General features: G+C 61.4%; 26 protein-coding genes, 7 tRNA genes and 2 pseudogenes. 18 read left to right on the top strand and 17 right to left on the bottom strand.

Annotated elements, in window-relative coordinates; all coding sequences use genetic code 11:
• Window positions 1–74 precede the first annotated feature (74 nt).
• The 3 genes from JM946_RS14045 to JM946_RS14055 all read right to left on the bottom strand — a co-directional run bounded on the left by JM946_RS14045 (window position 75) and on the right by JM946_RS14055 (window position 2,381).
• Entirely contained in the window at window positions 75–1,073 is a 999-nt protein-coding gene (locus tag JM946_RS14045; protein WP_203167935.1) for a FecR family protein, read from the bottom strand.
• Entirely contained in the window at window positions 1,070–1,597 is a 528-nt protein-coding gene (locus JM946_RS14050; RefSeq protein ID WP_203167936.1) for an RNA polymerase sigma factor, read from the bottom strand. Before JM946_RS14050 ends, JM946_RS14045 begins: the two co-directional genes overlap by 4 nt.
• 169 nt (window positions 1,598–1,766) lie before the next feature.
• Complete coding sequence (locus JM946_RS14055; RefSeq protein WP_203167937.1) at window positions 1,767–2,381, bottom strand: glutathione S-transferase; 615 nt, start codon at window positions 2,379–2,381, stop codon at window positions 1,767–1,769.
• Between the two features lie 220 nt (window positions 2,382–2,601).
• Between JM946_RS14055 and JM946_RS14060 the strand changes: the two genes are divergently transcribed.
• The 5 genes from JM946_RS14060 to JM946_RS14075 all read left to right on the top strand — a co-directional run bounded on the left by JM946_RS14060 (window position 2,602) and on the right by JM946_RS14075 (window position 9,393).
• Window positions 2,602–5,016, top strand: coding sequence for a TonB-dependent receptor (locus tag JM946_RS14060; protein ID WP_203167938.1), 2,415 nt, complete (start codon window positions 2,602–2,604; stop codon window positions 5,014–5,016).
• 34 nt (window positions 5,017–5,050) lie between these two features.
• Window positions 5,051–5,716, top strand: a complete 666-nt coding sequence (locus JM946_RS14065; RefSeq protein WP_203167939.1) for a response regulator transcription factor — start codon at window positions 5,051–5,053, stop codon at window positions 5,714–5,716.
• Window positions 5,717–5,726: 10 nt separating this feature from the next.
• Window positions 5,727–7,082, top strand: a complete 1,356-nt coding sequence (locus JM946_RS14070) for a sensor histidine kinase (RefSeq protein ID WP_203167940.1) — start codon at window positions 5,727–5,729, stop codon at window positions 7,080–7,082.
• 398 nt (window positions 7,083–7,480) lie between these two features.
• On the top strand, window positions 7,481–7,633 hold the full coding sequence (locus tag JM946_RS30015; RefSeq protein ID WP_218042854.1) for a hypothetical protein: 153 nt from the start codon (window positions 7,481–7,483) through the stop codon (window positions 7,631–7,633).
• A gap of 323 nt (window positions 7,634–7,956) precedes the next feature.
• Window positions 7,957–9,393 carry a family 43 glycosylhydrolase gene (locus JM946_RS14075; RefSeq protein WP_203167941.1) on the top strand — a complete coding sequence of 479 codons (1,437 nt, stop codon included), beginning with the start codon at window positions 7,957–7,959 and terminating at the stop codon, window positions 9,391–9,393.
• 464 nt (window positions 9,394–9,857) lie between these two features.
• On the opposite strand, the gene JM946_RS14080 is transcribed toward JM946_RS14075, so the two are convergent.
• The 8 genes from JM946_RS14080 to JM946_RS14115 form a co-directional block, all read right to left on the bottom strand.
• Complete coding sequence (locus JM946_RS14080) at window positions 9,858–10,100, bottom strand: hypothetical protein (protein ID WP_203167942.1); 243 nt, start codon at window positions 10,098–10,100, stop codon at window positions 9,858–9,860.
• Window positions 10,101–10,184: 84 nt separating this feature from the next.
• Complete coding sequence (locus tag JM946_RS14085; protein WP_203167943.1) at window positions 10,185–10,547, bottom strand: retropepsin-like aspartic protease; 363 nt, start codon at window positions 10,545–10,547, stop codon at window positions 10,185–10,187.
• On the bottom strand, window positions 10,475–10,756 hold the full coding sequence (locus JM946_RS14090) for a hypothetical protein (RefSeq protein WP_203167944.1): 282 nt from the start codon (window positions 10,754–10,756) through the stop codon (window positions 10,475–10,477). The genes JM946_RS14085 and JM946_RS14090 overlap by 73 nt, the downstream gene beginning before the upstream one ends.
• A gap of 278 nt (window positions 10,757–11,034) precedes the next feature.
• Window positions 11,035–11,110 (bottom strand) — tRNA-Lys (locus tag JM946_RS14095).
• A gap of 58 nt (window positions 11,111–11,168) precedes the next feature.
• Window positions 11,169–11,244, bottom strand: a tRNA-His gene (locus JM946_RS14100).
• A 130-nt stretch (window positions 11,245–11,374) separates the two neighbouring features.
• A tRNA-Arg gene (locus JM946_RS14105) sits at window positions 11,375–11,451 on the bottom strand.
• Window positions 11,452–11,520: 69 nt separating this feature from the next.
• Window positions 11,521–11,597 (bottom strand) — tRNA-Pro (locus JM946_RS14110).
• Between the two features lie 172 nt (window positions 11,598–11,769).
• Window positions 11,770–12,519 carry a sulfite exporter TauE/SafE family protein gene (locus JM946_RS14115; protein ID WP_203167945.1) on the bottom strand — a complete coding sequence of 250 codons (750 nt, stop codon included), beginning with the start codon at window positions 12,517–12,519 and terminating at the stop codon, window positions 11,770–11,772.
• Window positions 12,520–13,040: 521 nt separating this feature from the next.
• Between JM946_RS14115 and JM946_RS14120 the strand changes: the two genes are divergently transcribed.
• The 12 genes from JM946_RS14120 to JM946_RS14175 all read left to right on the top strand — a co-directional run bounded on the left by JM946_RS14120 (window position 13,041) and on the right by JM946_RS14175 (window position 23,534).
• Window positions 13,041–13,547 carry a PadR family transcriptional regulator gene (locus tag JM946_RS14120; protein WP_203167946.1) on the top strand — a complete coding sequence of 169 codons (507 nt, stop codon included), beginning with the start codon at window positions 13,041–13,043 and terminating at the stop codon, window positions 13,545–13,547.
• Window positions 13,540–14,334 carry a siderophore-interacting protein gene (locus JM946_RS14125; RefSeq protein WP_203167947.1) on the top strand — a complete coding sequence of 265 codons (795 nt, stop codon included), beginning with the start codon at window positions 13,540–13,542 and terminating at the stop codon, window positions 14,332–14,334. Before JM946_RS14120 ends, JM946_RS14125 begins: the two co-directional genes overlap by 8 nt.
• A gap of 111 nt (window positions 14,335–14,445) precedes the next feature.
• Window positions 14,446–14,676 carry a hypothetical protein gene (locus JM946_RS14130; RefSeq protein ID WP_203167948.1) on the top strand — a complete coding sequence of 77 codons (231 nt, stop codon included), beginning with the start codon at window positions 14,446–14,448 and terminating at the stop codon, window positions 14,674–14,676.
• Window positions 14,677–14,879: 203 nt separating this feature from the next.
• The gene (locus JM946_RS14135) at window positions 14,880–15,770 is read left to right on the top strand and encodes a dienelactone hydrolase family protein (protein ID WP_203167949.1); all 891 of its coding nucleotides are present in this window, start codon (window positions 14,880–14,882) and stop codon (window positions 15,768–15,770) included.
• A 445-nt stretch (window positions 15,771–16,215) separates the two neighbouring features.
• A tRNA-Leu gene (locus tag JM946_RS14140) sits at window positions 16,216–16,300 on the top strand.
• 49 nt (window positions 16,301–16,349) lie between these two features.
• Window positions 16,350–17,642, top strand: a complete 1,293-nt coding sequence (tig, locus tag JM946_RS14145) for a trigger factor (protein ID WP_203167950.1) — start codon at window positions 16,350–16,352, stop codon at window positions 17,640–17,642.
• A 123-nt stretch (window positions 17,643–17,765) separates the two neighbouring features.
• Window positions 17,766–18,392 carry an ATP-dependent Clp endopeptidase proteolytic subunit ClpP gene (clpP, locus tag JM946_RS14150; protein WP_203167951.1) on the top strand — a complete coding sequence of 209 codons (627 nt, stop codon included), beginning with the start codon at window positions 17,766–17,768 and terminating at the stop codon, window positions 18,390–18,392.
• Window positions 18,393–18,723: 331 nt separating this feature from the next.
• Complete coding sequence (gene clpX / locus JM946_RS14155) at window positions 18,724–20,040, top strand: ATP-dependent Clp protease ATP-binding subunit ClpX (RefSeq protein ID WP_116811091.1); 1,317 nt, start codon at window positions 18,724–18,726, stop codon at window positions 20,038–20,040.
• 277 nt (window positions 20,041–20,317) lie between these two features.
• The gene (gene lon, locus JM946_RS14160; protein ID WP_407700548.1) at window positions 20,318–22,765 is read left to right on the top strand and encodes an endopeptidase La; all 2,448 of its coding nucleotides are present in this window, start codon (window positions 20,318–20,320) and stop codon (window positions 22,763–22,765) included.
• Between the two features lie 192 nt (window positions 22,766–22,957).
• Window positions 22,958–23,230: an HU family DNA-binding protein gene (locus JM946_RS14165; RefSeq protein WP_203167952.1), complete on the top strand. Its 273-nt coding sequence runs from the start codon at window positions 22,958–22,960 to the stop codon at window positions 23,228–23,230.
• A 99-nt stretch (window positions 23,231–23,329) separates the two neighbouring features.
• Window positions 23,330–23,404, top strand: a tRNA-Val gene (locus JM946_RS14170).
• 53 nt (window positions 23,405–23,457) lie between these two features.
• Window positions 23,458–23,534 (top strand) — tRNA-Asp (locus JM946_RS14175).
• A gap of 245 nt (window positions 23,535–23,779) precedes the next feature.
• Here JM946_RS14175 and JM946_RS31660 read toward each other — a convergent pair.
• Window positions 23,780–24,289 (bottom strand): annotated as a pseudogene (locus JM946_RS31660) (tyrosine-type recombinase/integrase); the annotation flags it as partial.
• Between JM946_RS31660 and JM946_RS30400 the strand changes: the two are divergent.
• Window positions 24,215–24,601 (top strand): hypothetical protein, encoded by a 387-nt coding sequence (locus tag JM946_RS30400; RefSeq protein ID WP_230979729.1) that lies wholly within the window; start codon window positions 24,215–24,217, stop codon window positions 24,599–24,601. The pseudogene JM946_RS31660 and the gene JM946_RS30400 sit on opposite strands and share 75 nt — an antisense overlap.
• Before the next feature lie 54 nt (window positions 24,602–24,655).
• Here the strand turns inward: JM946_RS30400 and JM946_RS31665 are convergent.
• The 5 genes and pseudogenes from JM946_RS31665 to JM946_RS14205 form a co-directional block, all read right to left on the bottom strand.
• Window positions 24,656–24,850, bottom strand: a pseudogene (locus JM946_RS31665) (Arm DNA-binding domain-containing protein); the annotation flags it as partial.
• Between the two features lie 73 nt (window positions 24,851–24,923).
• Window positions 24,924–25,148, bottom strand: a complete 225-nt coding sequence (locus tag JM946_RS14190) for a hypothetical protein (protein WP_203168634.1) — start codon at window positions 25,146–25,148, stop codon at window positions 24,924–24,926.
• 243 nt (window positions 25,149–25,391) lie between these two features.
• Window positions 25,392–25,814: an NYN domain-containing protein gene (locus tag JM946_RS14195; RefSeq protein WP_218042855.1), complete on the bottom strand. Its 423-nt coding sequence runs from the start codon at window positions 25,812–25,814 to the stop codon at window positions 25,392–25,394.
• 89 nt (window positions 25,815–25,903) lie between these two features.
• A complete protein-coding gene (locus JM946_RS14200; protein WP_203167954.1) occupies window positions 25,904–26,200 on the bottom strand; it encodes a hypothetical protein in 297 nt (98 codons plus the stop codon).
• Between the two features lie 56 nt (window positions 26,201–26,256).
• Complete coding sequence (locus JM946_RS14205; RefSeq protein ID WP_203167955.1) at window positions 26,257–26,622, bottom strand: hypothetical protein; 366 nt, start codon at window positions 26,620–26,622, stop codon at window positions 26,257–26,259.
• Window positions 26,623–26,630 lie beyond the last annotated feature (8 nt).

Raw genomic sequence — 26,630 nt, forward strand, 5'->3', positions numbered from 1 at the left:
CTCAGGCGCGTGCGCGCGTTGTGGGAAGCAAGACGGCGCAGCCGCTGCATTCCGGACAGGGACTTTTGTGAACTTTATGTTGCGGCGGGATGCCGGCTGACGTGCAGGCCGGCCTCCGAGCGCGTCACGCTGAATCCATGAATGATGGCAAGTTTGCGCAGGAGCGCTTCGGGATCGTTCAGGCGAAAACGACCGGCAATGCGCTTGTTGGTCAGTGCGGGCTCGACGCTCACCGTCACGTTGTGACGACGGCCGAGTCGTTCCGCCAGACCACCGAGTGTCACGCCGTCGGTTTGCAACCAACCGCTGCGCCAGTCACCTCCGTTCACATCGAAAGGTTTGACCGGGGACAGGACACTGTCGTTGAGATCGGCTTTCTCGCCGGCCACCAGATCGATCGCGCTCGCGAACCAGCCATTGGGACCGAAAGCGACGCGGCCATGATGAACCGCAATCTCCAGTCCATCGCGTGTCTGACTGAGATCGAACGCCGTGCCGCGAACCTGCACGCGCCCGTCCTCGGTTTCCACAATGAACGGTCGGTCGGCATCACGAGCCACGGTGAAGAACACTTCGCCCTGCTGCATGCGAACGGCGCGGCGAGCGGCACCCAGGCGCACCAGCAAAGACGTGCCACCACTCAGTTCGAGTCTCGATCCGTCGGCTAGCACGACTGTGCGTGTCTCTCCGGAACGCGTGACCACGAGGGTTTGCGGCGTCAAGGCCAGGTTGAGCCAAGGCCACGCCAGGCAGACGAGTAACGACAGCAGTCCGATGGCAGCAGCCAGGCCAGGTAGCCGCACGACGCTGGGTAGTCTGCGCGTGACTGATGTCTCTGCAGTCGGGTTGCTGGCGCTTTCCTGCAGGGCCGCCACGAGCGCCGGATCCATGATCATCCGGGACATCGCATCGAAAGCCGCCCGACGGCGTGGATCGTCGGCGAGCCAACCCTCAAGAGCCAGCTTCTCCTCGGCTGACACATTGTCGCTGTTCATGCGAGCGCACCAAGTCGCGGCTTCGGTGACGAGCTCGGGCGGCATGCCATTGGTATCGTGCTTGTAGGTGCCGCTCATTCGTGCGCGCTTCCCGTGGCGTGGGAGTTTGCAGACGGCTCGTGACCAGCATCATGCTTCGATATTTCTTGGTGCAGCCACTCCAGCGCACGCACCACATGCTTCTCCACGGCTGCATGGCTCAGTCCGAGGCTGGCCGCTATTTCGGAATAGCTTTCACCGCGCAGACGACGCCGAATGAAAACTTCACGGCGTAGCGGGGGCATGGCCGCCAGCGCCTGGCCGAAAGCATCGATGCGCTGGCGATGAATGCTGACTTGTTCCTGGGGAGGCCGATCGCACACTAGGTCCTCCGTCAACGGCTGAACGTCACTGCGATTCAATGAGCGAAAATGATCTCGCACCAGGTTAGTGGCGATACGGAACCCCAGCGCTTTGGTGTCCAGCACGGTCTGAACGCGCGCGTAGGCCAGCAATCGCGTGAGCGTCTCCTGCACGAGATCTTCACTGATCCACGGATCACGGACCCGCTTGAGGATGAAGTGATAGAGGCTGCTGCGGTGAACGGCTAGATCGGCCGGCATGACGAGGCGGTTTGTCTGGAGATCCGCAGCGTTCTCTATGATTGGTGTGACCGTTTGATGACAAAGCGCGAGATTCTGGTGACGGAGGAGCAGCTGATGGGCGTCCGGAAGAGTAGGGGCGACACCATGCGGCAGCAGGAGAGCATCTGACAGTTATTGCTCTCTCGATTCAGCCTGCCGGTCGCATGATCCGTACGAATCGAGGGGAGTTCACGATCATCGCCAGCCAGCGCGCTGTGTTGGGCAGCGGCAGATTGGCGAACCAGTCCAGATCGACTGCGGAGAACTGACGGACGAATGGGACGATCGCCATGTCCGCCAGTGCCGCTCGATTCCCGAACAGGTACCTTGAGGACTGAAGTCGCGACTCCAGCCGGTGCAGGCTGATCACGGCTTCGCGTCGGCTGAGCTCTCGATCCGCGTCAACGAATCGATTCGGATACTTGTATCGATCGAGATGGCCCTTGAAGTGTTCATCGAAATGGCGGATCAGCGAGCTCATAGCTGCGAAATCGTCCAGCTCCGGAGCCAACCATTGCTCGGGGTCGTTACGGCTCAGAGCCCAGAGCATGATGTCGAGGCTTTCGTCGATCACCGTTCCGTTGGTGTCGATCAGGACTGGCACAGTGCCTTTCGGCGACGCACGTAACATGGCGGCTGGCTTGTTGCGTAACGCGACTTCTACTACTTCAAAGGCTTGGGCACTTACGTCAAGTGCCAGCCGCGCCCGCATGGCATAGGGGCAGCGCCGAAATGAGTACAGGATGGGGAGCTGCGCCTGCATGGGGCGCGAGTATACCCGGCGGCTCGGTAGCTGATGCAGTGCCAACAAACGACATCAGGGGTTTAGCTAAGCCCGTTGAGCGAGTCTGTCTTCCCAGATGCCCTCAATCACCAGTCACTATCTTTGTTACCGGCAAGTTCCGCGCCGGCCGCAAGTTTCGCGACAGACTCGATTGCTAGCTTGGCTTCCGATGAACTTCAAGTGTCCGAGGAAACCCGCCATGCCGCAGAGATTCTTGCCGCTAGTCGCTCTTACTTTCTGTGCTTCAGTCTCGCTTGCGGCGCAGGCCCAACAGGCCGCGGCGGGCGGCGTTCGCGGACGCGTCGTGGATTCGGTGACTGGACGGGCGGTGCCCATGGCCACTGTACACCTCATGCGCAATCAGCGGGTTCAGGGCACGGTTGAAGCCGATAGCGCCGGAGAGTTTTCGTTCGATCAGGTGCCGGAAGGCGTGTACTCGGTCGAGGTGGAAGAGCAGGGCTACGTGAAAGCCGTGCAGGCGGACGTACGAGTCGTGCTTCGCAGAGTGGCTGCCGTCGAATTCGCGCTGGTGCGCGGGAGCGATGAGATGCTTGCCGAAGTGGTTGTCTCGGCGCGCGCGACAGCTGGGGATCCGCGGGCGACGCCGAACACCGTGCAGCTGGAGCGTGAAGAGATACGACGCAATCCCGGCAGCGCGGGCGACGTGTTCCGAGCGCTCGACGTTCTGCCGGGCGTCGTCTCTACGGGTGAGTTCTCGAGCTTCACCGTGCGCGGCAACGGGCCGCGGGACAACCTGATCCTGATCGATGGCATTCCTTTCGATAAGGTTGCGCATTTCGATGAGTCGTTCGGGGAGCAGGAAGCCGTGGATGGCGGCGGACGATATTCCATCTTCGCGCCGAACATCATCGGCAGCGCCAGGTTTTCTCCGGGCGGCTGGCGGGCGGCCGAGGGCGGCAGGAATGGTTCGTTGCTGGAGTTGCAGATCGCGGACGGCAATCCCGTGAGCTCCACGGCGGGCGCACGCGTCGACATTATTGGAGTGGAGGCGGACTACGACGGGCCGAGCTACGTGGCCGATAACACGAGCTTGCTGCTTTCGGCGCGTCAGTTCGATTTCAGCAACTTGTTCGAAGCGATAGATGAGAAGGACATCGGCACGCAGCGCCTGACCGATTTCATCGTTAAGTCCGTCACCGACCTGAACGACGATCATCGCCTCGAACTGCTGGCCATTCACGCAGGCGAGGATTCCAAGCGAACGGTCGAGAATGCGCTCGAGTCCGAAAACTTCGAGGACGTGGGGCTCGAGGACTCGAAGCAGGACAGCACATTGTTTGGCGTGACGTGGCGGTGGTCTCCCGGCGAGGTCGCACAGTTTCGCAATACGTTCTATTACCGCAACAGCGATACGACAGGCACGGAGGGCGAGGCATATCCGGATCTCGCGGGTCCCGACCCGACACCTGCGACGACGCCGGTGCGCGAGAATATTCTGCGCATCAAGGAGCGTGAAACAGAGATCGGCTGGCGCAGCGATTTCAGTACGTTGCTCGGCTCGGATGGACTCTTTTCGGCCGGCGCGCGGGTCGCTCGCGTGGATCTCGACTTCGACCGTCGTCTCTCCGGCGACTGGACACGGTATGTGTACGAACAGTCGGACTTTCGCCCCGACCCGGCACAACATTACATCGTGCTCACGCCCGAGGAATACGACTCGACGTTGAGCGCAGCGGAGACGCAGATCGCCGCGTATGCCGACTACGCCTGGACGCTCGGCGATTTCACATGGACGCCCGGAATGCGCTACGAGCGCGATGGGTTTTCCGGAAAGTCCGTCGTCGCCCCGCGCCTGCTGTTGAGCTGGCAACCCGATGCGGTCACCCGAGTGTGGACCGGAGGTGGCGTGTACTATCAAGCGCCGCGTTATCTTGATATCGCGGCCGATCCATCCAATCTCGATCTGAAGAGCGAGCGCTCCACGCAGTGGGTGCTGGGCTATTCCCGGCACCTGCGCGATGATCTGCGTTTTTCGGCCGAAGGGTACTATCAGAAGCTCGACGATCTGATCGTGTTCGACGATCGGACCACGAACGCCGCAGCCAACATCGGCGAGGGGTCCGCGACGGGTGTGGATCTGATGCTTGCCAAGCGCATGAGCCGAGGCTGGAGCGCTTCGGCGACCTATTCCTACTCGCGCGCCCGCCGCGATGACAAGCTCGGCGAAGGCGAATATGCGTCGGATTGGGATCGGCCGCATGCGTTCGGTATCGTCGGCGTCTGGCAGGCGAGCGATCGATGGACATTCTCGGCGAAATGGAAATATGCTTCGGGCCGGCCCACCGATGCGTTCGTCGTACACAGCGACGTCTTGGGTGGCGCAGGCCCCGTGCGGTACTCGAAGGAGCTGACGCGCACCAACGCCGAGCGTCTGCCTGCCTATCATTCGCTGAGTCTGCGCGCCGACTACCAGCGCCGCTTCGGCCCGCTGAGCCTGGTTGCTTACCTGGACATCCTGAACGTCTACGGTCGCGAGAACGCCAACGGTTATGAATGGGACGAACGTCGCGGCGTCAACATCATCGAAGGACTCGATGAGGCGCTGCCCACCATCGGACTCAGGTTCGAATACTCCTGGACGCCCGGCGAATGAGCCGAGCGCCGAGTCTGTCCATTGAGATCGGCCAGTGCGATTGCTCATCATCGAAGATAACCAACGTCTCTGTCAGGCCGTCGCGGAGAGCATGCGGGCGCAAGGATTCGCAGTTGATACAGCGGCCTCGGCGACCGAGGGACTGCGGATCTGGCGAGCGGCCGACTACGATGCCGCCGTGCTCGATCTCATGCTCCCGGACGGCACCGGCCTCGGCGCGCTGAAAGAGATGCGCGACCGAGGAAACATGACACCCGTGCTGATTCTCACCGCGTTAGGTTCGATCGAGGATCGCGTGCGCGGTCTGGATTGTGGCGCGGACGACTATCTCGTCAAACCCTTCGCGATGCAGGAGCTCATCGCTCGGCTGCGCGCGCTGTTGCGGCGTCCGGGCGCGGCATTGGGTCGCATGCTGACGCTCGGTAGCGTGAAGCTCGATACGTCCGCACGCATCGCCACTGTCGCCGAGACGCAGCTCGATCTAACACGCTCGGAGCTGATTGTGCTCGAAGCGCTGCTGCGCAATCAGGGACGCGTCATCTCGAAGGAGCGGCTTGCCGAATGCCTGTACGATTTCGAGCAGGAGCGCAGCGCGAATTCGGTGGAGACGCACGTGCACAGGTTGCGCAAGAAGCTCGCAGCCGCGGGCGCTGATGTGTCGCTCCGGACTTTGCGCGGTCTGGGCTATCTTGCCTCCTGATCGCGGCTCGATGCGTGCCCCGTCTCTACTTCGAGCACTCGTCGTTCGACTGACCATCGTGGTCGGGCTGGCGCTGGCCGGTAGCTATGTGTTGTTGTATTCCGAATTTCGCGACGGGCTGATGGGTCTGGAAGGCCAGAGCATTGCCATCCAGGTGCAGGACCTGCGAGCGTCGATCGTGTCGGGAACGTGCCCACCGCGTCTCGAGTTGCCACCGTCCCTGCAAGAGTTCTACGCACAACCGGATACATTAAACGGTTATCAATTGCTGAGCGCGGATGGCACGGTGCTGCAGTCGGGCGGTTTCTCTGCTCCTTTTTTGCCACTGCCAGCCGCTAAAAGCGCTGGGCAGGTCATCATGCAGCGGGAATCGGATGCGTCGTCGGGCAACAGCATCATGGCTGCCGCGCTCGAACTCGATGATCCTCACGGCCGATATTGGGTGCGTGTGGTGCGGAATCTCGAGGATGCGGAGAGCCTGGTCGCCCAGCTCATGCTCGGCGCGTTGGACGAGCTGTATTGGCCGATTGCCCTGCTGCTGATCGCCGTGGTCAGCGTTGTGGTCGTGACGGTGCTGTCATCGCTTCGCTCCTTGCGTGCCGTCTCGCATCAGGCCTCGATGTTGTCGCTACATCGTTTGGACGAGCGGTTGCATGCCAAAAACCTTCCTCGGGAGCTCGTTCCGCTGGTTCAGGCAGTCAACGCCTCGCTCGATCGGCTCGAAGCGGACTATCGCGTGCAGAGGGAATTTACCGCCAACGCGGCGCATGAGCTGCGTACCCCGCTTGCGACGTTGCGAGCACGGCTCGAATCCCGCTTTTCGGCGCAGCAGCTGGGCGATGTTGCGTTCGAGATCGACCAGCTCGCGCGGCTCGTCGAGCAGCTGCTCTGCCTTGCGCGCCTCGATTCGCAGGAACAGTTTCAGTTTGCCGCGTTCGACGCTCATGCCGTTGCGCTGGACGTGGCTCGGGAGCTGGCGCCTGTTGCTCTCGAATCGGAGCACTACGTGACCGCCACGACGCCCGACGCTTCCGTGCCCGCGCACGGGAATGCAACACTGACGCGCCTGGTCTTTCGCAATCTGATCGAGAACGCGATTCAGTACACCCCGGCCGGCACGTCGATCACGCTGTCCGCTGATTCTGGGGCTGTGATCATTGCCGATGATGGGCCCGGAATCGCTGCGCATGCCGCTGCGTCCCTGTTTGAGCGGTTCCGCCGCGGTCCCAATGCCTCAGGCCCCGGCGCGGGCTTGGGGCTCGCAATCGCGAAGTGCATCATGGAGCGGCAAGGCGGACGCCTGTCGCTCGACGCGAATGCGGCCCGCGGGGCGCGTTTCGTGATGGAGTTTCCCGAGCCTATGTAAGTCACGCGTTGCTCGGCGCGCACGGGTCAGTCGATCGATGCTCAGGCGGAGGTTGGATTGGTACACTTTCCCGGCGCAGAGGCCATTCGACGGAGCCTCGACGAATTACGGCTGCGTGGCGATCGAGCCGTCGCATACACAGGCATCATAAAAAGCAAAAGTCACAGATATCACGTACGAGCCGGATTCCGTACGACGATTCGATCGAGTAATCAAATGGTTGGCGAGTGATCTCTTTGTTCGCCCTTCACGAGCGCAGAGGTAGAGCATCTGATGCGTCGTTACTTGGTTGAATCCACAAATCTTCGGGTTGAGGAGCGTGATCCTCTTATGGGATTTATAGTGAGATCTATAAAGCGCCTGCATTTCGCATCAGCGCCGCGCGTAAGTCGCAACGAATGGCAGAAGAGAATCCTGTGTGGGGTCGGGAGCGGATTCCGAACGAGCTGCTACTGAAGATCGGTCATCGAGTGTCGCCGCGCACGGTGGCGAAGTACATGCCACGACCGGTGGCTCGGGCGAGGCCAGCGCTGGTCGACCTTCCTTCGTAACCACGCGCGGGGTGTTATCGCCTGCGATTTCCTTGTAGCGGTGACGAGCACGTTCCGAGTGCTGTACGTGCTCGTTGTCATCGAACACGCATGAACGCAATGTTCAATGAACGGCTGGACCTGATCGACCCCTAGTTGGCTCACGCAAGTGGCGACTGTGTCGGAACGCACGTACGTCCCATCGTCGCGTGCGTTTCAAGCCGACGCCGCCGTTCATCGGGATGATCTTTGTCGTCTCGCAATACTCAGACAAATATTTGACAACGGCGGCGCCAAGGTGGAGAGTCACTCCAGCTACGGAGCCTAAGGACGGGGATTCCGCTATGAAATGGCAAGCTCTCATCTGCAGCATGGTGCTCAGTGTGGGCACGTTCTTCGCCAACGCCGCTGCTGCCATCACGTTGACCGGCAACATCAATTCGCACGACCCGGCCGGCCTGATCAAGGAGGGCGGCACTTACTATCATTTCACCACGGGCGCCGGCATCTGGTACTCGTATTCGACAAACCTGACGCACTGGACAGCTGGCCCTGCCACCGTGTTCCCCAGCGGCCAATGGCCCAGTTGGATCAACTCCGCGGTCCCCGGTTTCGCCGGCCAGTTCTGGGCACCCGATGTGATCTATATGAACGGGTACTACTATTTGTACTACTCGGCCTCCACCTTCGGTTCTTCGCGCTCCGCCATCGGCGTGACCCGCACCGCTTCGCTGACGAGCCCAAATTGGCAGGATCAGGGTGTGGTGGTGCAGTCCAATGGCTCCAGCAACGCCATCAACGCCATCGATCCGGCGCTGTTCACCGATACGAATGGCAACGTGTACCTGTCGTATGGCTCTTGGTTTGGCGGCATCGCCGTCGTGCAGATCAACAAGTCCACCGGCAAAATCGTCAGTGGAGCCACGCCGACGAAGATTGCCGGCGGAAACGGCGCCGACTGGGAAGCGCCTTACATCGTCAAAGCAGGCAATTACTATTATCTGTTCGTGAACCGCGGCAGCTGCTGCCAAGGCATGAATAGCACCTATCGCATTGTCGTTGGCCGCGCGACCAGCATTACCGGCCCGTACCTCAACCAGAGCGGCGGCAATTTAAACAGCACCGACGGCACCACTGTGCTCGCCACTTCCGGCAAGTACATCGGTCCCGGCCACTTCGGCCTGCTGCGGGAAGGAAGCTGCAACTACGTCTCTACGCACTACTACGATGGCAGCAATAACGGCAACCCCAAGCTCGACATCCTCAGTCTCACTTTTTCCAACGGCTGGCCGACGCTGACCCGTAACTTCACGGTGGGCGCGTGCGCGACTGGCACGGGTCCGATCGCCGACGGTACCTACAGGTTGACCAACAAGAACTCGAACCTTTCCTGGGATTCCTGGGGCTGCAGCGGTAACGCGGGCGAGGCGGTAGCCCAGGGCGCCTACAACAGCTACAACTGCCAGAAGTGGCATCTCAGCAGTGACAGCAGCGGCACGTATCGGATCAAGAGCCACATCAATAATAACAGCGCGGAGACTACCGGCTGCGCCCAGTATGCGGGAGCGCTACTCCAGCTCGGGGCCTACTCGGGAGCGGCATGCGAGCGATTCATTCTCATGCCGACAGGAGACGGGGACGGTAGCTACTACATCGCGCTTGCTGGCGGTGGCAGGCGTGTCGGCGTACCGCAGTTCTCGGGCAGCGGGCAGCAGCTGCAGTTGCAGGATCCGGCCAGTGACCTCTGGCAGAAGTGGTTCATCGTCGCGGTCTCTCCCTGATGAGCGGGAATCAATTGCCGGGAACATGAGCTGGTTGTCGTTGGACCGGCTTCGCCCCGAGGGTCGTTTCGCTCGTTGAAGCACCGATTCGCTAGCAATCGAGCAGGTTATTCGGACCGTACGCGCACCTGCTGCGCGGATTGCGACGCAATCTTCGGCCGGTTTGGACGAGTCCACCCGCGGCTCCGGGTGTCGCGTTAACGCGCGTCGGACAGGGGCTGCAGTGCCGCGGCAATCTTCGATGTGGATGCGACGCCTCGCGTTCGAATTTTCCGCTCACGCCCGTGCGCCTGGGATGGAGGGATCGGATGCATGGATCTCGGCGCGCTCCGGCGCTTCGATCCGGACCGCTGGCGACCCTAGGCGCCGACCTGCATCGTGGTCGACTACGCCATCCAGGCGCCCGCAGGCCCGAGCCCGAGAACCCGCAAGCGATGGTGGGTTGAGCAACGTGTCCGTGAGATTTAGGCTGGTTGCGAGCTCTGCGAGCCGCGAGAGAGATACACCACGCGCTCAACGGCGGTGATGCGCTTGACCAAAAAGGAGTTCAGCTTGTAGCGCTGGTAGCCGGCCGTCAGCGCATCTTGATAGGAGTCGAAAGTTCCCCCGAGATCGTCGCCCTTGATGAGCACGAACTTCCCTTGTTGCGCGAGCAATTCCGGCAAGCGTCGGTTGTAAGTGGCGATCTCTTGTTCGAGGTCACACATGGCAGCGCTCCTATCCATGGTAGACCCCACGGCATGACCTCTGTGCCGACAATATTCGCAATTCAGGGTTGGGCCCTGAGCCTGTCAGTAGGCGAGACTGAACAGGTTGATCGGGCCGTTGTAAACGAAGATTGCCTTATCCAGCACGTCCCGACCGATGAGCCCGTGGATTCCCTGGCTGGTTAGATGCGATTCGAGAACCGGGATGGCAGGGATGATCCACGCCGGACTGTCCGCGGACGGGCCGGGGATGATCAACATCACGTCGTATTGTTTGCAATCCACCGGCGCTCCCGCTGTCGATGACGTGTGGCATGGCACCGTTCCGGTGGTCGCCAGGCCGAGTGGGGCAAGCAAGGTGGGATCGATGACAGTTACAGAGGCGCCGGTATCGACGAGAAAATTCCCAATGGCGGGCGGGGGTACTTCGGCGCCTTCATCTTGCAATGTTTGCTGACGCGGCCGACCGCGGTGATCTGCTTGACCAGAAAGGAGTTCAGTTTAAAGCGCTGGTAGCCAGCCGTCGGCGCATCTTGATACGATTCGAACGTTCCCGCGACCTCGTCTCCCTTGATGAGCACGAACTTTCCTTGCTGCCCGAGCAAATCCGGTAACTGTCGCTTGTAAGTTGCGATCTCTTGTTTGAGGTCGTTCATGGTGGCCCTCCTGGGTGTGACCATGCGAATTCGTGGTATCAGGTTACACCACGAAGTGGCGACAACGTAACGAGATCCACGTAAAACCGCGATCCATGGTCTCAGCGCCCACAGAATTCACGGTTCAGGGGGCGGGCCCCCGAGAGGGATTCAAGGCGAGGGTCGTCGATCAGGTCCGCAGCTGAAAATGTCGGACGCTTCAGTCGAGCGATAGGGATCGAAATAGTTAATTCGTAGTCGCCGCGAAGCTTATGTCGCGGAACTCGACAGGCGAGAAGTGGTGGGCCGTATAGGACTCGAACCTATAACCAACTGATTAAGAGTCAGCTGCTCTACCAATTGAGCTAACAGCCCACGATCTTTCAAATCGTGCGCGGCGTCCAAGGCCGTTGCGGCCAGCGCCGTCTGAATTTGGGGTGGACGATGGGACTCGAACCCACGACGGCCGGAATCACAATCCGGGGCTCTACCAACTGAGCTACGTCCACCATTGTCCACCACTCGACGTGGTTTTCCGCCTTGCCGAGCCCTGCGAGGGGCCCCGTGCTTGGCGGGGCGCAGAGTATATACGAACTCTCCGCGAACGCTAGAAGTTCGAGCACATCGAGCCGCGGAGATTGGCGCGCCCGGAGGGACTCGAACCCCCGACCACCGGCTTAGAAGGCCGATGCTCTATCCAGCTGAGCTACGGGCGCGTCGCGTCAGGCCGATTCCCACAGCCAGCTGGCCGGTGAGGCCGATCCGCGAAGCCAGCGGGAAGGTGATGGTCGGGGCAGCAGGATTCGAACCTGCGACCCTCTGCTCCCAAAGCAGATGCGCTACCAGACTGCGCCATGCCCCGACGGGACGCGCATGTTACCAGCTTGCTGTCCGGGTGCTACTGAAAACGCTGGCAACCGCCCTAAATGACTGAATGAGAACGAAAATAGATCGGTGCCGGGCGTGGCGTGATGGCCCGGTCGCAGGGCAAGGGGGCACATTTATAGGTGTTGGGGCACGAATGTCAGGCGGGTTCAGCTCGCAGCCTTGTAGAGCAACTGCACGCCGACGACGATCATGAGCACGTAGATGATCGTGATAAAGCGCTCCGCGTTGACGCGCCGAACGAGCCACACACCGAGCAAGGTGGATGCGATCGCAAGCGGTGTCAGTACCGCCGCAGCCAGCAGATTCTCGTGGGTGAATTGGCCGAGCGCGAGATACGCGGGGATCTTGAAGATGTTGATGGCGGCGAAAAAGATCGCAGTCGTGCCGACCAGCACTTGCGGCGACAGGTTCTTCGGCAGCACCCACATCTGAAACGGCGGCTGACCGGCGTGGGCGACCTGCGATGTGAATCCTGAAGCAATGCCGAGAGCGACGCCCAACGCGCGGGGCGCATCGCGAGACACCGGAACGCGGCCGCCGCGCGAGATCCAAAGTCGATAGCACGCAAACACAATCGAGATCGCGCCGAGCGTCGCGAGTACAGCGGTTGCAGAGACTTCGGCGGCGAGCAGGTACGCGGCGACGATGCCGATCACGGCGGAAGGAATCATCAGCGTCAGGATCTCGCGATCCCAATTCTTTCGAAACGCCCACACGCCTACGGCGTCCTGCACGACCAGCACGGGTAACAGGATGGCCGCGGCTTGCACGGGAGAAATCCGCAGCGCGAGCAAGGGCATGGCGATGGCGCCGACGCCAGCAAATCCGCCTTTAGCCAGGCCGAGCAGGATCACGGCGGGTATCGCGAGCAAATAAAACGTGGGGTCGGTCAGCATTCAGCAGTCGCGTGCGAGCGCGTGCGGCTCGGCGAGTGTTGGTTCAGTAGCAGGGAAGACAACGGTGCCCGATTCGGAGTGACCGGCAGCGCGATATTGCCACAAGCGGCCCGAAGCGCAGCGCCCCGACGGCGGCCGATGACGCGAGGACAGATAGCAATCCCGTCAGTCGCAGCCCGGATCCAACGACGCCCACGTCTCGCTCGCTCTCGACCAAGTGCCGCCCGGCAAACGCGAACAAAATGGGCTCATCGACGACGGGTGCGAGTCCATTCAGCGCCGGCGCCAGCGCCAGGGCCCAGCACCCAGGGCCCAGGGGCCGAGGGCCTACGCCCTGGTCGTGTGTTGAAAGATGTATCGAACCGATATATCGTTCGTAGCGCACTAAAGAGTACTCAAAGGCTAAGCACATGTTCCACAGGATGTTTCGGGGCCACTTGAGCCACGGGCTCGGGAGGCATCACCACTGCGGCGGACGCGGAGGCGGCCATTCGTTTCGGGGGATGTTCGGTGGCGGCCCCATGGGCCGCGGTGGTTTCGGTCGGGGCGGCGGGGGCGGCGGACGCAGGTTCGGGCCCGGCGATCTGCGGCTGATCTTGCTGTCGATGATAGAAGAGAAGCAGCGCCACGGTTACGAGCTGATCAAGGATCTGGAACAGAAGTTCGGCGGCGCTTATGCGCCCAGCCCGGGTTCGGTGTACCCGACGCTGACCCTGCTGGAAGAGCTCGGGCACATCCGTTCATCCACGAGCGAAGGCAACAAGCGCCTGTTCGAGATCACCGAGGAAGGTCGGCGCTATCTGCGCGAGAACGAAGCGATGCTGACCAGCGTGCGCAAGCGTATGGAAATGGCAGCACGCGCGGCGACCGGCGACATGCCGCCGGATGATGTGCTGCATGCGATGCACACGCTCAAAGCGTCGCTGCTGTTTCATCGCGGCGGTTGGAGCGATGAAGAGATCGAGCGCGTACGCAGGATCATCGAGACGGCCGCCGAAGAAATATCACAGGGTTCGAGCAATGACTGACGTTCCAAACATCACTCGCGTGCGCCACGAACTGCGCTTGAGGCGAGCCACCGTTGCGAAGGTCGAGACAATCGCGCCGCAGATAAAGCGCATCACGCTTCAGAGCGAGGAATTGCGCGGGTTCACGTCACTCGGGTTCGACGATCACGTGAAACTGTTCTTTCCCACGGCGGACGGCCGGTTGAATCTTTCCTTGCCGGGCACCGAGGGCGCAGGCGAAAAGATCATGCGCGATTTCACACCGCGCCGATTCGATGCCGAGAAGGGCGAGCTCGTGATCGACTTCTTCATTCATGAAGACGGGCCGGCGACGACTTGGGCGGTCAACGCCGGGCCGGGCAGTGTGCTCGGTGTGGGCGGGCCACGTGGTTCCTCGATCATCTCGACCGACGGAATCGGACTGCATCTGCTCATTGGTGACGAGACCGCATTGCCTGCGATCGCTCGTCGGTTGGAGGAATTGCCCGCAAACACTTGTGCGATGGTCGTCGCCGAAGTCGCGCCAGGGTTTGAGTTGCACATGTCGAGCCGCGCCAATCTGCAGATCGTGTGGGTGCCGCGAAATCAATCCGCTCAGGCGGGGGCAGGGGAGGGATTGATCGGAGCGCTCAACGATCTGCCCATCGTGAAGGAAGGCTGTTTTGCCTGGGCCGCCACCGAGACGCAGGCAGCGCGCGCGATTCGGCGCTACCTGATGGAGAAGCGTGGGTTCGACAAGCGCTGGGTGAAGGCCGCAGGCTACTGGCAACGGGGCGCGGTGGGATCCCACGTCGTTGTCGAGGACTGACCCCTGTCGGTGAATGCAAGGGCTGTGACCGGAATGAAACCGCCACGCGACTGATCGGATAACCTCGCGGCGGGTAAACTCCGAGGGACTTCTTCGCCGAAGGCCACCCGTATGCAGCTGCTTTCTCAAACGACTGCACCCCGCGAGTCTCGCAGCGTCGTACCCATGGACGGGTATGTACATAAATTCCGGCTGGAAGCCTGCGAGGAAGCCGCCGCCGAACGCCGTCCGCAATTGGAGGCGACACCCACCGTGAGCGTCGGCTCGCTGCTCGGCAAGTTGGCCCTCTCGGCGCTTGCCTTGCTGGGAATTGCGGCCGCAGGGGCGCGTGCGTTGATCTGATCGGGCAACCCGCCGGTCGTCGGGCAGTTCTGCCAATCGTCATCAGGAACTGATCATCTTTTCGCTCGGCGTCGTCGTTCGCTGCGAGAAAAATGCGCGGGCGGCAGCCCGAGCTGGAACTGTGCTATAGATCGTCGCCCGCGCCCCTCGCGGATGGAACGTCGGCGTTCTCGAGTTCGCATCACAGGCACCCAGAAGGCAATATGAGCAACAACGAAGCACAACGATTCCCTCCGGAAGTATTCAAGCTCTTCGACAAGTACGTGCATGGCGCGATCTCGCGTCGCGAATTCATCGATCGCGCTTCAGCGTATGCCGTTGTGGGCATGAGTGGCGCGGCCATTCTCGATGCGCTCAATCCCAAGTTCGCCGAAGCCCAGCAGGTTGCGCCAACGGATGCGCGAATCAAAGGCGAGTACGTGGAGATTCCTGCGCCGGGGTATGGAAAGTTGCGTGGCTATCTCGTGAAGCCTGCGACGGCGAAGGGCAAGTTGCCGACCGTTCTGGTGGTGCACGAGAACCGCGGACTGAATCCTCACATTGAGGACGTGGCTCGACGTGTGGCATTAGAGAACTTCATTGCCTTCGCGCCGGATGCGTTGTTTCCTCTCGGTGGCTATCCTGGCGATGAAGATAAGGCGCGCGAGCTGTTCCAGAAATTGGATCAGGCTAAGACGCGCGAAGATTTCATCGCGGCGGTTTCATATCTGAAGGAACTGCCCGAGGGCACTGGGAAGGTCGGCGTCGTGGGCTTCTGCTATGGCGGCGGCGTGGCCAACTTTCTCGCCGCTCGCGTGCCGGATCTCGCGGCAGCGGTACCCTTCTACGGGAGTCCACCGGCGGTGGAGGAGGCTGGCAAGATCAAGGCGCCGCTGCTTCTGCAGTTTGCCGAAACGGATGAGCGGATCAATGCAGCGTGGCCGGCGTCGGAAGCTGCGTTGAAGGAGGCGGGTGTGAAGTATCAAGCGTACATCTATCCCGGCACTCAGCACGGCTTCAACAACGACACGACGCCGAGATATAACAAAGAGGCGGCTGCGCTGGCGTGGAAGCGAACGATCGATTTCTTCAAGGAGAACTTGCGAGCGTCGTAGCTCATCTCATAACGCCTCCGTTGTTTGATGATGATCGCGACGCCTGCTAGGAGTGCGGGTATCGCGGCGATGGCCGACGCCTCGCCAGACAGCTACGATCGGCGACGACCGGGGCGGACTATGCCCTCCCGGCGAAGCGGATCAACATGGACGTTGACCCATAGCGCTACACGGACGTAGAAGCAGCCCGCGAGCGACGGCGACGCGCCGCGAGTGCAGCGGCGCCGGGGGACATAGTCCGCCCCGGGCGCCGCGAGCACCGACGCCAATGCCACATAGGCTCCAATCCCACCCGAAACCTCCCAAAAAGGTCACGGAACCGCCGTTTATCGTCGTTCTCGAATGCCCAGGGCTGCTCGGGTATACTCCGCGGCCCCGCGAGGGAGGCCGGCAATTCCAGTCCCTAAACTCATATATATGTGTGGGGGGCAGGGCTGGGGGACCCGCGAAAGTGGCGGAACTGGTAGACGCGCTGGATTTAGGTTCCAGTGGGTAACCCCGTGAGGGTTCGAGTCCCTCCTTTCGCACCATCGCGCAGGGCAGACATTACTCATTCGTGACTTGAGGCAGGTTTCGACCATGCAGGTTTCAGTTGAATCGACCGGGGCCCTGGAGCGCCGGATGGAAGTGCAGGTTCCGGCCGAGCGCGTCGAAAAGGCCGTCGACGAGCGGCTGCAGCGCATGAGCCGCACCGTGCGTCTGAAGGGCTTCCGCCCCGGCAAAGTGCCGGTCAAGGTGGTGCGCCAGCAGTTCGGCCAGCAGGTCCGCCAGGAAGTGCTGGGCGACGTCATGCAGAGCACGTTCAACGAAGCCGTCGTGCAGGAAAAACTGACACCAGCCGGCGGCCCGCGCATCGAGCCGATCAACCTGGAGCAGGGCTCGGACCTCAAATACCGCGCCATTTTCGAGGTGCTGCCGCAGATCGAGGTGAAGGGCGTGGAGAGCCTGAGCGTCGAGCGTCCTGCCGCCACCGTCAGTACCGGCGATGTGGACGCGATGATTCAGAACCTGCGCGAACAGCGGCCGACCTATCAGGTCGTGGAGCGCGAAGCGCGCGACACGGACCGAGTCACCATCGATTTCGAAGGCACCATCGACGGCACGCCGTTCGAAGGTGGTAAGGCGGAAAACTACGCGATCGATCTCGGCGCCGGGCGCATGCTGGCCGATTTCGAAGCCGGGCTGCGCGGCGCGAAGGCCGGCGACAAGAAGGACATCGAACTGACCTTCCCCGAGAACTACGCCGCCAACCTGGCCGGCAAACAGGCCAAATTCGCCATCACCGTGCACAAGGTCGAAGAGCGCCAGCTGCCCGAGCTGGATGACGAGTTCGCCAAGGTGTACGGCGTGGAAGAGGGCGGCATCGAGCGCCTGCGCAGCGAAGTGCAAGAAAACATGGAGCGCGAGCTGGGCGAGGCCATCAAGGCGCGCGTCAAGAAGCAGATCCTCGACGGCCTGCTGGCCGCCAATCCGATCGAGCTGCCCAAGTCCATGGTGGACGCCCAGGTGCGCGAACTGCAGCTCGACGCAGCCCGTCGTATGGGTGCTCGCGACGCCTCGCAGGTGCCGCCGCCGGAAGGGTTCCAGGACACCGCCCGCCGTCGAGTGGCGCTGTCGCTGTTGATCGGCGAGATCATTCGCACGGCTAACATCCAGGTCGATCAGGCCCAGGTGCAGACGCGCTTCGAAGAGCTGGCCGCGCAGTATCCGGACCAGGCTCAGGCCATGCAGCAGTTCCGCGCCAACCCGCAATTCCGTCGACAGATGGAAGCGGCGGTGCTGGAAGATCAAGTGATCGACTGGCTCACGCAGCGCGCCCAGGTCAGCGACAAGCCGTCGACTTTCAAGGAAATCATGAATTTCGGCGCCTGACACCGGTAATCGGGCGAGCGGGCGCGGGTGTCGGGGTTTGCTAGTGCGAGAGCACTTGCCTCTTCTAAACTAGCCCCCACACACATCGCCCACTCCTGAAATCTTCGAGATCAGCACTCACAGATGGCCACCATGAATCTAGTCCCGATGGTCGTCGAGCAGACCGCTCGCGGCGAACGCGCATACGACATCTACTCGCGGCTGCTGAAAGAACGCGTGATCTTCATCGTGGGCCCGATCGAGGACCACATGGCCAACCTGGTGGTGGCGCAGCTGCTGTTCCTGGAATCGGAGAATCCGGACAAAGACATTTCGTTGTATATCAATTCGCCGGGCGGCTCGGTGTCCGCCGGCCTGTCGATCTACGACACCATGCAGTTCATCAAGCCGGACGTGAGCACCATGTGCGTGGGCCAGGCGGCCAGCATGGGCGCGGTGCTGCTGGCGGGCGGCGCCAAGGGCAAGCGCTACGCTCTGCCGCACTCCCGGATGATGATTCACCAGCCGCTGGCGGGCTTTCAGGGCCAGGCCTCGGACATCGACATCCACGCCCGCGAAGTGTTGGAAACTCGCGAGCGTCTGAACCGTATCTTGTCCAAGCACACCGGCCAGACGGTCGAGCGCATCAGCAAGGACACCGATCGCGACAACTTCATGGGCGGCGAGGCGGCGGTGGAATACGGTTTGATCGACCGCGTGATGGAAAAGCGGGGCGAGCCGGCGCTGGCGGCGGCAGCCAACAGCCGCTGAACTCAAGCCTGCTGGCGAGGCCCATTGAAGGACCTCGCGCACGACCTCATGAAGGTCTGCGTATCCGGGCTCGAGCCACTGTCTCAAGCCCTTGGGGCGAGTAGGGTTTTCCCTGCCGCTGCGACCAGGGGCCGAGCCTGCAAAAACGCCCAAAAGGGCGTCTTTGCAGGCGGACGGCGGTGCGTGCTATATAGCCCGGACGCAATAGTGTCGCGACCGTGACGCGATTTCGTAACACGCCGGGGCGGCCCCAAAGGATCCACAAGGTTCGGCGGGGACTTGATGAGCAACTGTGAAGTGGTTGATTCGCCTTGGCTTTCGAGGGTAATGCATGTCCGACGATTCCCGCGGCAAACACGACGACGGCAAGCTCCTGTATTGCTCCTTCTGCGGCAAGAGCCAACACGAAGTGCGCAAGCTCATCGCCGGCCCGTCCGTGTTCGTCTGCGACGAGTGCGTGGAGCTCTGTAACGACATCATTCGTGAAGAGCTCGAAGAACGCGCCGAGCGCACGCGCGACAAACTGCCGCGCCCCCATGAGATCAAAAAGGTCCTGGACGAGTATGTGATCGGTCAGCCGCGCGCCAAGAAGGTGCTGTCGGTCGCCGTCTACAATCACTACAAACGTCTGCAGACCAAGACTTCCGAGGCCCGCGCCAAGGACGAAGTCGAGCTCGCCAAGAGCAACATCCTGCTGATCGGCCCGACCGGCTGCGGCAAGACGTTGCTGGCCGAGACCCTGGCGCGGCTGCTGAATGTTCCGTTCACCATCGCGGACGCCACCACGCTGACCGAAGCGGGTTACGTCGGCGAGGACGTCGAGAACATCATCCAGAAGCTGCTGCAAAAGTGCGACTACGACGTCGAGAAGGCGCAGACCGGTATCGTCTACATCGACGAAATCGACAAGATCTCGCGCAAGTCCGACAACCCGTCGATCACGCGCGATGTGTCCGGCGAGGGCGTGCAGCAGGCGCTGCTGAAGCTCATCGAAGGCACGATCGCCTCGGTGCCGCCGCAGGGCGGCCGCAAACATCCGCAGCAGGAATTCCTGCAGGTGGACACCAGCAACATTCTGTTCATTTGCGGTGGCGCGTTCGCGGGTCTGGAAAAGATCATCATGAACCGCACGCAAAAGACCGGCATCGGCTTCACCGCCGATGTGCGTCAGACCAGCGAGCGTCCGCACGGCTCGGACGTGTTCCACGATGTGGAGCCCGAGGATCTGATCAAGTTCGGCCTGATCCCGGAATTCGTCGGCCGCCTGCCGGTGGTCGCGACCCTGGACGAGCTGGACGAAGCGGCGCTGGTGTCGATCCTGCTCGAGCCCAAGAACGCGCTCAGCAAGCAGTATCGCAAGCTGTTCGACATGGAAGGCGTGGAGCTGGAGTTCCGTACCGACGCGCTCAAGGCAGTGGCGAAAAAGGCCATGCAGCGTAAGACCGGCGCGCGCGGCCTGCGCACCATTCTCGAGAATGTGTTGCTCGAAACCATGTATGAATTGCCGTCGCTGCGGAACGTTCAGAAAGTGGTGGTCGACGAGCAGGTCATCCTCGGAGAGAGCAAGCCGTATGTGCTGTACGGCAACGCCGACGATGGTCGTCTCGCGGCGGTCGAAGAACGCCGTCCCACCGGCAGCGATCACTGAACGAGTTCAAGCTTGCGACTCACCCGTTCGTCGAGGAGCGGGTGAGTCTTTCCGTCCCCGGGCGCTCGTTTTTCCGAGCAATCAGACCTTCCCTGCAATTCGCGTTCGACGCGACACGCATCCGCTCACAGATTTTTGCGACATCGGAAAACCCGAGCGCATTTGCGTGGCACAGAACTAGCAGGGCTGCGTTGCTTCCGGTATTTTCGAACGCGACCTCAATTTCGTTTTCTCGGCGTCGGCGCAGCCTGCCGGCGCATCACACAAGGTACTGCGCGTGAGCACCGACATTCCAGAAGCTCCCGAATCCGACAAGACGCCGCCGGCAGCGTTGCCTGTGCTGCCGTTGCGCGATGTCGTCGTCTATCCGCACATGGTCATTCCGCTGTTCGTGGGCCGCGAGAAATCCATTCTCGCGCTCGATCAGGCGATGCGTTCCGGCAAGCAAATCCTGCTGGTCGCGCAGAAGCAGGCGGACGTCGACGATCCGAGCGCGCAGGATCTGTATCGGCTCGGCACGGTCGCGACCATCCTGCAGCTGTTGAAACTGCCCGACGGCACGGTGAAGGTGCTGGTCGAAGGCGCCGAGCGCGCCAAGATCGAGAAGCTGGTCACAGGCGCGTATTTCTCGGCCGACATCAGCGCGTTCAAAGACGTCGAGAACTACGACGAGCGCGAGATGGACGTGCTCGCCCGCTCGGTCACCTCGCAGTTCGAACAGTATGTGAAGTTGAACCGCAAGGTGCCGCCTGAAGTGCTGACCGCGCTTGCAGGGATCGAACAGCCGGGCCGCCTCGCGGACAACGTCGCCGCGCACATGTCGCTCAAGCTCGACGCCAAGCAGAAAGTTCTCGAGATCCAGGACGTGCGCAAGCGTCTCGAGCACATCCTGGCGCTGATCGAAGGCGAGATGGATGTGCTGCAGATCGAGAAGCGCATCCGCGGCCGCGTCAAGCAGCAGATGGAGAAGAGCCAGCGCGAGTACTACCTGAATGAGCAGATGAAGGCCATTCAGAAAGAACTCGGCGAGATCGAGGATGCGCCGAACGAGCTTGCCGAGCTCGAGCAGCGCATCCAGAAGGCGGGCATGCCGAAGGAAGCGCGCGACAAGGCGATGAGCGAGCTCAACAAGTTGAAGCTCATGTCGCCAATGTCCGCCGAAGCCACGGTGGTGCGCAACTACGTCGACTGGCTGGTGAAGGCGCCTTGGAAAAAGAAGACCAAGGTCCACAACGACATCAATCTCGCCGAGAAGGTGCTCGACGAAGATCACTACGGCCTGGAGAAGGTGAAGGAGCGCATCGTCGAATACCTCGCCGTCCAGCAGCGCGTGAAAACCCTCAAGGGTCCGATCCTGTGCCTGGTCGGTCCGCCGGGCGTGGGTAAGACGTCGCTCGGTCAGTCGATCGCGCGTTCCACCAATCGCAAGTTCGTGCGCATGTCACTCGGTGGCGTGCGCGATGAAGCCGAGATTCGCGGCCACCGCCGTACGTACATCGGCTCCATGCCCGGCAAGATCATCCAGAACATGGTCAAGACCGGCGTGCACAATCCGCTGTTCCTGCTGGACGAGATCGACAAGATGGCCATGGACTTCCGTGGCGATCCGTCGTCCGCGCTGCTCGAAGTGCTGGATCCGGAGCAGAACTCGACGTTCAACGATCACTATCTGGAAGTGGACTTCGACCTGTCGGAAGTGATGTTCGTGTGTACCGCGAACAGCCTGAACATTCCGGCGCCGCTGCTGGATCGCATGGAAGTGATTCGTCTGCCCGGTTACACCGAGGATGAGAAGAGCGCCATCGCGCAGCGCTATCTGATTCCGAAGCAGATGAAGCAGAACGGCCTGAAGGACAACGAGCTGAAGGTGTCCGAAAGCACCGTGCTCGACGTGATTCGTTACTACACGCGCGAGGCCGGCGTTCGTAACCTCGAGCGTGAAGTCTCCAAGATGTGTCGCAAGGCGGTGAAGCAGCTTCTCACCAAGGGCGAACCCGACCACATCACGATCACGCCGAAGAACCTGTCGAAGTATCTGGGCGTGCGCCGCTTCCGTTACGGCCGCGCCGAAGAGCAGGATCACATCGGGCAGGTCACGGGCCTGGCGTGGACCGAAGTCGGCGGCGAGCTGCTGACCATCGAGTCGGCGGTCGTGGCGGGCAAGGGCAAGCTCACGCACACCGGCCAGCTCGGCGAAGTGATGCAGGAATCCATCCAGGCCGCGATGACCGTCGTGCGCAGCCGGGCCGCCGTGCTTGGTCTCGATCCAGACTTCTACCAGAAGGTGGACGTGCACATTCACGTGCCCGAAGGCGCGACGCCGAAGGACGGCCCGAGCGCGGGTATCGGCATGTGCACGGCGCTGGTGTCGGCGCTGACCAAGGTGCCGGTGCGCTCCGATGTCGCCATGACGGGCGAAATCACCCTGCGCGGCCAGGTGCTGCCGATCGGCGGCTTAAAGGAAAAATTACTCGCCGCGCATCGCGGCGGCATCCGCACGGTGCTGATCCCGGACGACAACACAAAGGACCTGGCGGAGATCCCCCAGAACATCAAGGACAGCCTGGAGATCAAACCGGTCAAATGGATCGACGAAGTGTTGCAGGTAGCACTCAAGCACATGCCGGCGCCTACGCCAGTCGCTGCCGAGCCGTCGCGCGGCAATGACAAACCGCGGGCGAGGCGCGTCGCCAAGCGCGCCAACAAACAGGTCCGAGCCCACTGATTGGGTGCGGAATCGGTCCGGAGCTGCTGCGAAAAGGGCGGTTCCGGGCTGGATCGCCCGGACAGCGCGCTTGATTCAACTGACACATCCGCGGCGGTGCGCTTTCTTTCTCCGCCGCTCACTGCTATAACGCCGCCCCGTTCCTGACGCACTGGTCCGGAGCGAGGCTGTTTACAAGAAGGAAACCCGGATATGAACAAAGCGGAACTGATCGACGCCGTGAGCACCAAGACGGGCCTGCAGAAGGCCGAGGCCACGCGTGCCGTCGATGCGGTTTTCGACGCGGTCACTGAGGCCCTGAAGGGTGGCGACTCCGTATCGCTGCTGGGCTTCGGCACGTTCGTGGTGAAGGCTCGCGCCGCCCGTGCCGGTCGCAATCCGCGCACCGGTGAGACGATTGAGATCGCCGCCACAAAAGTTCCTGGTTTCAAAGCTGGCAAGGCGCTGAAGGATGCTGTAAATTAGCGCGCCTTCGAAACGGGGGGCGTAAAACCCCTCGCTCGTTAGGGTACTGCCAAGGTACTGTTTGAGCGTAGGTTCACGAATACTTCCCAAGTAATCGTCGGGTGCTTAGCTCAGCGGTAGAGCGTCGCCCTTACAAGGCGAATGTCGTGGGTTCGATCCCCTCAGCACCCACCACTCTGTTGTGACATCAGAGTGCCTGCAGTTCGAAGTCACAAAGGTTCCAGCGCGGAGCGGTAGTTCAGCTGGTTAGAATACCGGCCTGTCACGCCGGGGGTCGCGGGTTCGAGTCCCGTCCGCTCCGCCAGTCCTTTGTGAGTACTTACGCCAACTTAGGCGTCCCCAGCCATCTTCTGGTGGCAAATCAGTGGCAAATTCTGGGGACGCGAGGGAACGAAGCCCGTCGTGGCTCGCCGCCGGGTAGACCGGCTCCGGTGATCGTTCCATCGCTTGCTTGATCCGTTCGACGTCGGCGTCTGTTGCGCCCTTCGTCCATGCGGCGTACGTGCTCAGCATCGTCTGTACGCTGTGACCATCCTCCTGCGCCACGAGCAGCACATTCGCGCCGATCATCAAGCGCCAGCTGATGTATGAGTGGCGCGCGTTATAGGGCTCGCGGTAGCGAAGCTTTCTTGACTCCAGCACATAGCGCCAACGGTCGTAGGGATAGGAGAGGTTCACGATCGGCGCGCCGTCCTCCTGGAAGAAAACGCGCTCGTGCTGAATCTTGCCCGCCTGCGCGAGCGCGGTTCGCAGTTCCAGTTGCCGCTTCAAAACCTGCAGCGCGCGTCCACACAGTGCGATGTCCCGATCCTCGCGGGTCTTGGTGCGGTCCTTCTCCTTGCCGAGCACGATGGCCTTGTTGATCGCGATAGTCCCCTTGGTGGTGTCGCAGTCGTGAACGGTCAAGGCGATCTGCTCTGACTGCCGTAGGCCGGTGAAGAAACGAAACTCCTCGTAGTTGCCGTGCGCCGCGCCGAACTCCGCGTGAGACGCCGCGATGATTTTCTCTCCCTCTTCGATCGTGAAGGGGTCGATCGGCGGGCGATCCTTCTTCGTGATCCGAAGCGTATCGAGCCCCGTGGCCGGGTTGTGGTTGCGCGGGTGGTCTTTGTATCCAAACTCGAAGGCGCATCGCAGGGCGCTGACGATGTTGTTGTATGTCTTCTTCTTGCGTGTGTGAGCGGCCGCGATGGCGGAGAGGCGGGAGTAGGTGACCTCCTCGAAGACATCCTCTCCAATGGCGGGGCTCCACACCGAGTTCAGAATCCTTCGGTATCCGTTGACCGTCGAGAACGCGAGACTGTTCATCTCGACCAGCATGTCGCAGTGAGCGAGGAATCCATCAAACACTTCTCTACAGGTCCGGCCTGAGCTGTTCGGGGCAATCGCCTTGAGTTCGTCACGGAGCTTGTAGTCTGGAAATTCGTCGACGAAGCGGAAGGTGCCCGCGTCGATTCGCGCCTTGATGCCCTTGAGCCGTTCGCGCGCCCGTCGCAAGTTCGTTTCGGTCGGCGCTATTGGCAATGTCGGGCGATATCGCTTGCCGTCGAAGACAAAGGTGAACTCGATGCGATCGCTCCCTTTGGCTCGAACGCCTCCACTCAAAGATCTTCTACCCATCCTCTGTAACCTCGCTGCTCACTGATTCCGGGATCGCGGAAAGCGCCTCCAATAAACAAATGACGCATGCGGCTCATCGGCCTTCAATCCATTTCTCATAGCCCTGAACATCGATACAAATGCGTCCGTCGGGGGCTCGCCTCCAAACCTTTCCTTCCGGCCAATCACCTCGTTCGATCTTTCGCTCCATGGCCTTGACTGTATAGCCTGTCAGGGATTGCGCGAGCGAAAGCAAAACGTAACGAGCTGGCGCGATGGCCACTGATCTCTTCTGGCTGTCGATGTTTGTGCTGTCCATGTCACCCTCGAAGATTCCATTCGGGTTACGCGCGAGTCGAGTCGATCCCAGCTGCGGCATATGTCGCTGCTGAGACGTGGCTGTGACTCGTGTCAATTTCAGGCGCGTTGTCACGAATACGATTGTTGCTCGCCTCGGTGCAAATGTGAGGGGGGCGTTTCGCCGAATATTCGGCGAATTGAGCACTTGACAGTGCGGCCGAGATCTTGCCCAAGAAAAAAGCCGGCGAGATCGCACGAGGGGCTACGGCTCCGTGAAACGGCCGGTGTGGATGAACACTGAGCATGCTTTCACGAACGGTTCCGGGGGATTGTTCTCGCCGAAGCCGATGACCACCTTGCCCTTGGACAACAGCTTATGAACCAGCGGCGTGAAGTCACAATCGCTCGTGACCAAGGCAAAGCAATCGACGCGCTCCGTATACAGTAGATCCATGGCATCGATTGTCATGCACATATCGAGAGCGTTCTTGCCCTTCGTATAGGCGAACTGCTGGATCGGCTGAATGGCGAACGGATGCAGCTTGGGCTCCCAACCCATAGGCTTCTTCCAGTTCCCGTACGCCCGTCGGATATTGATCGTGCCCTGGCCCGCGAGTTCGTCGAGGATGCCACCGATGGCGTCGGGCCTTGCGTTCTCGCAGTCGATCAACAGGGCGATGTGCATATCGAGCGACCGGCGTTCTCGGTACGCGTCGAACCACACATCTACGTTTCGCCGGAACGAGGATGAGACTCGCATATCGCGCCTCGCATTCACGGCGGTGGATCGAGGGGAGGGGGTGCGGACGCCCTGATGCGCCTGAGGTTCTCCATGGTTTTTCCCAGCAGTTGCTCAGGGCGCATGCCGAGACCTTCGGCAAGCGAGATCAGCGTGCCGATCGTCGCGTGCCGTTCAGCGGCCAGGAGAAGCTGGAGGTACGAGCGGCTGAGGTGGCCTGACTTCGCGGCCTCCTTCCGTCCCACGCGGGATCGATGGATCTCCGCCACCAATGCGTCCGCGAATGCGCGCTTCACCGCGCGCACAAATGGCGATTCCGCTGACCGGGCCACGGTGCGGCTCCGCGTGGGATGAGGGCGGCCCGGAGGCCGCCCTCATCGACACGTGACTAGGCAGCGGAAACGCCGCCGGCAGAGCCACCGGCGCTGGGCGCGTCCTGCATGGACGCGTGAACCCGGATGAGGCCCTCGCGTGGGTGACTCGCCAGTTGGTCGTAGAATCCCCGCAAGTAGACCAAATCGAGTTGGTCCGTCGTCTCGTCGATCATCTGCCGAGCCAACTCGATCATGTCGCCGTACATGAACTGGTGCCCATCGGCGCACTGATCATTGTTGATCGACACCTTAGTGCACCCAAGGACGGTCAGGGCTGTTTGGAGGCGGGTCCGCTCTTGCTCGATGATGTCCCTCAACGAGGAAGGCGGATCAGAATTTAGATGTTTAGCCTCATCGGTCGTAGAATCGCGCTTAGCCATTGTCGGCC

Source organism: Steroidobacter gossypii (genome assembly GCF_016801985.1).
Lineage (GTDB): Bacteria > Pseudomonadota > Gammaproteobacteria > Steroidobacterales > Steroidobacteraceae > Steroidobacter > Steroidobacter gossypii.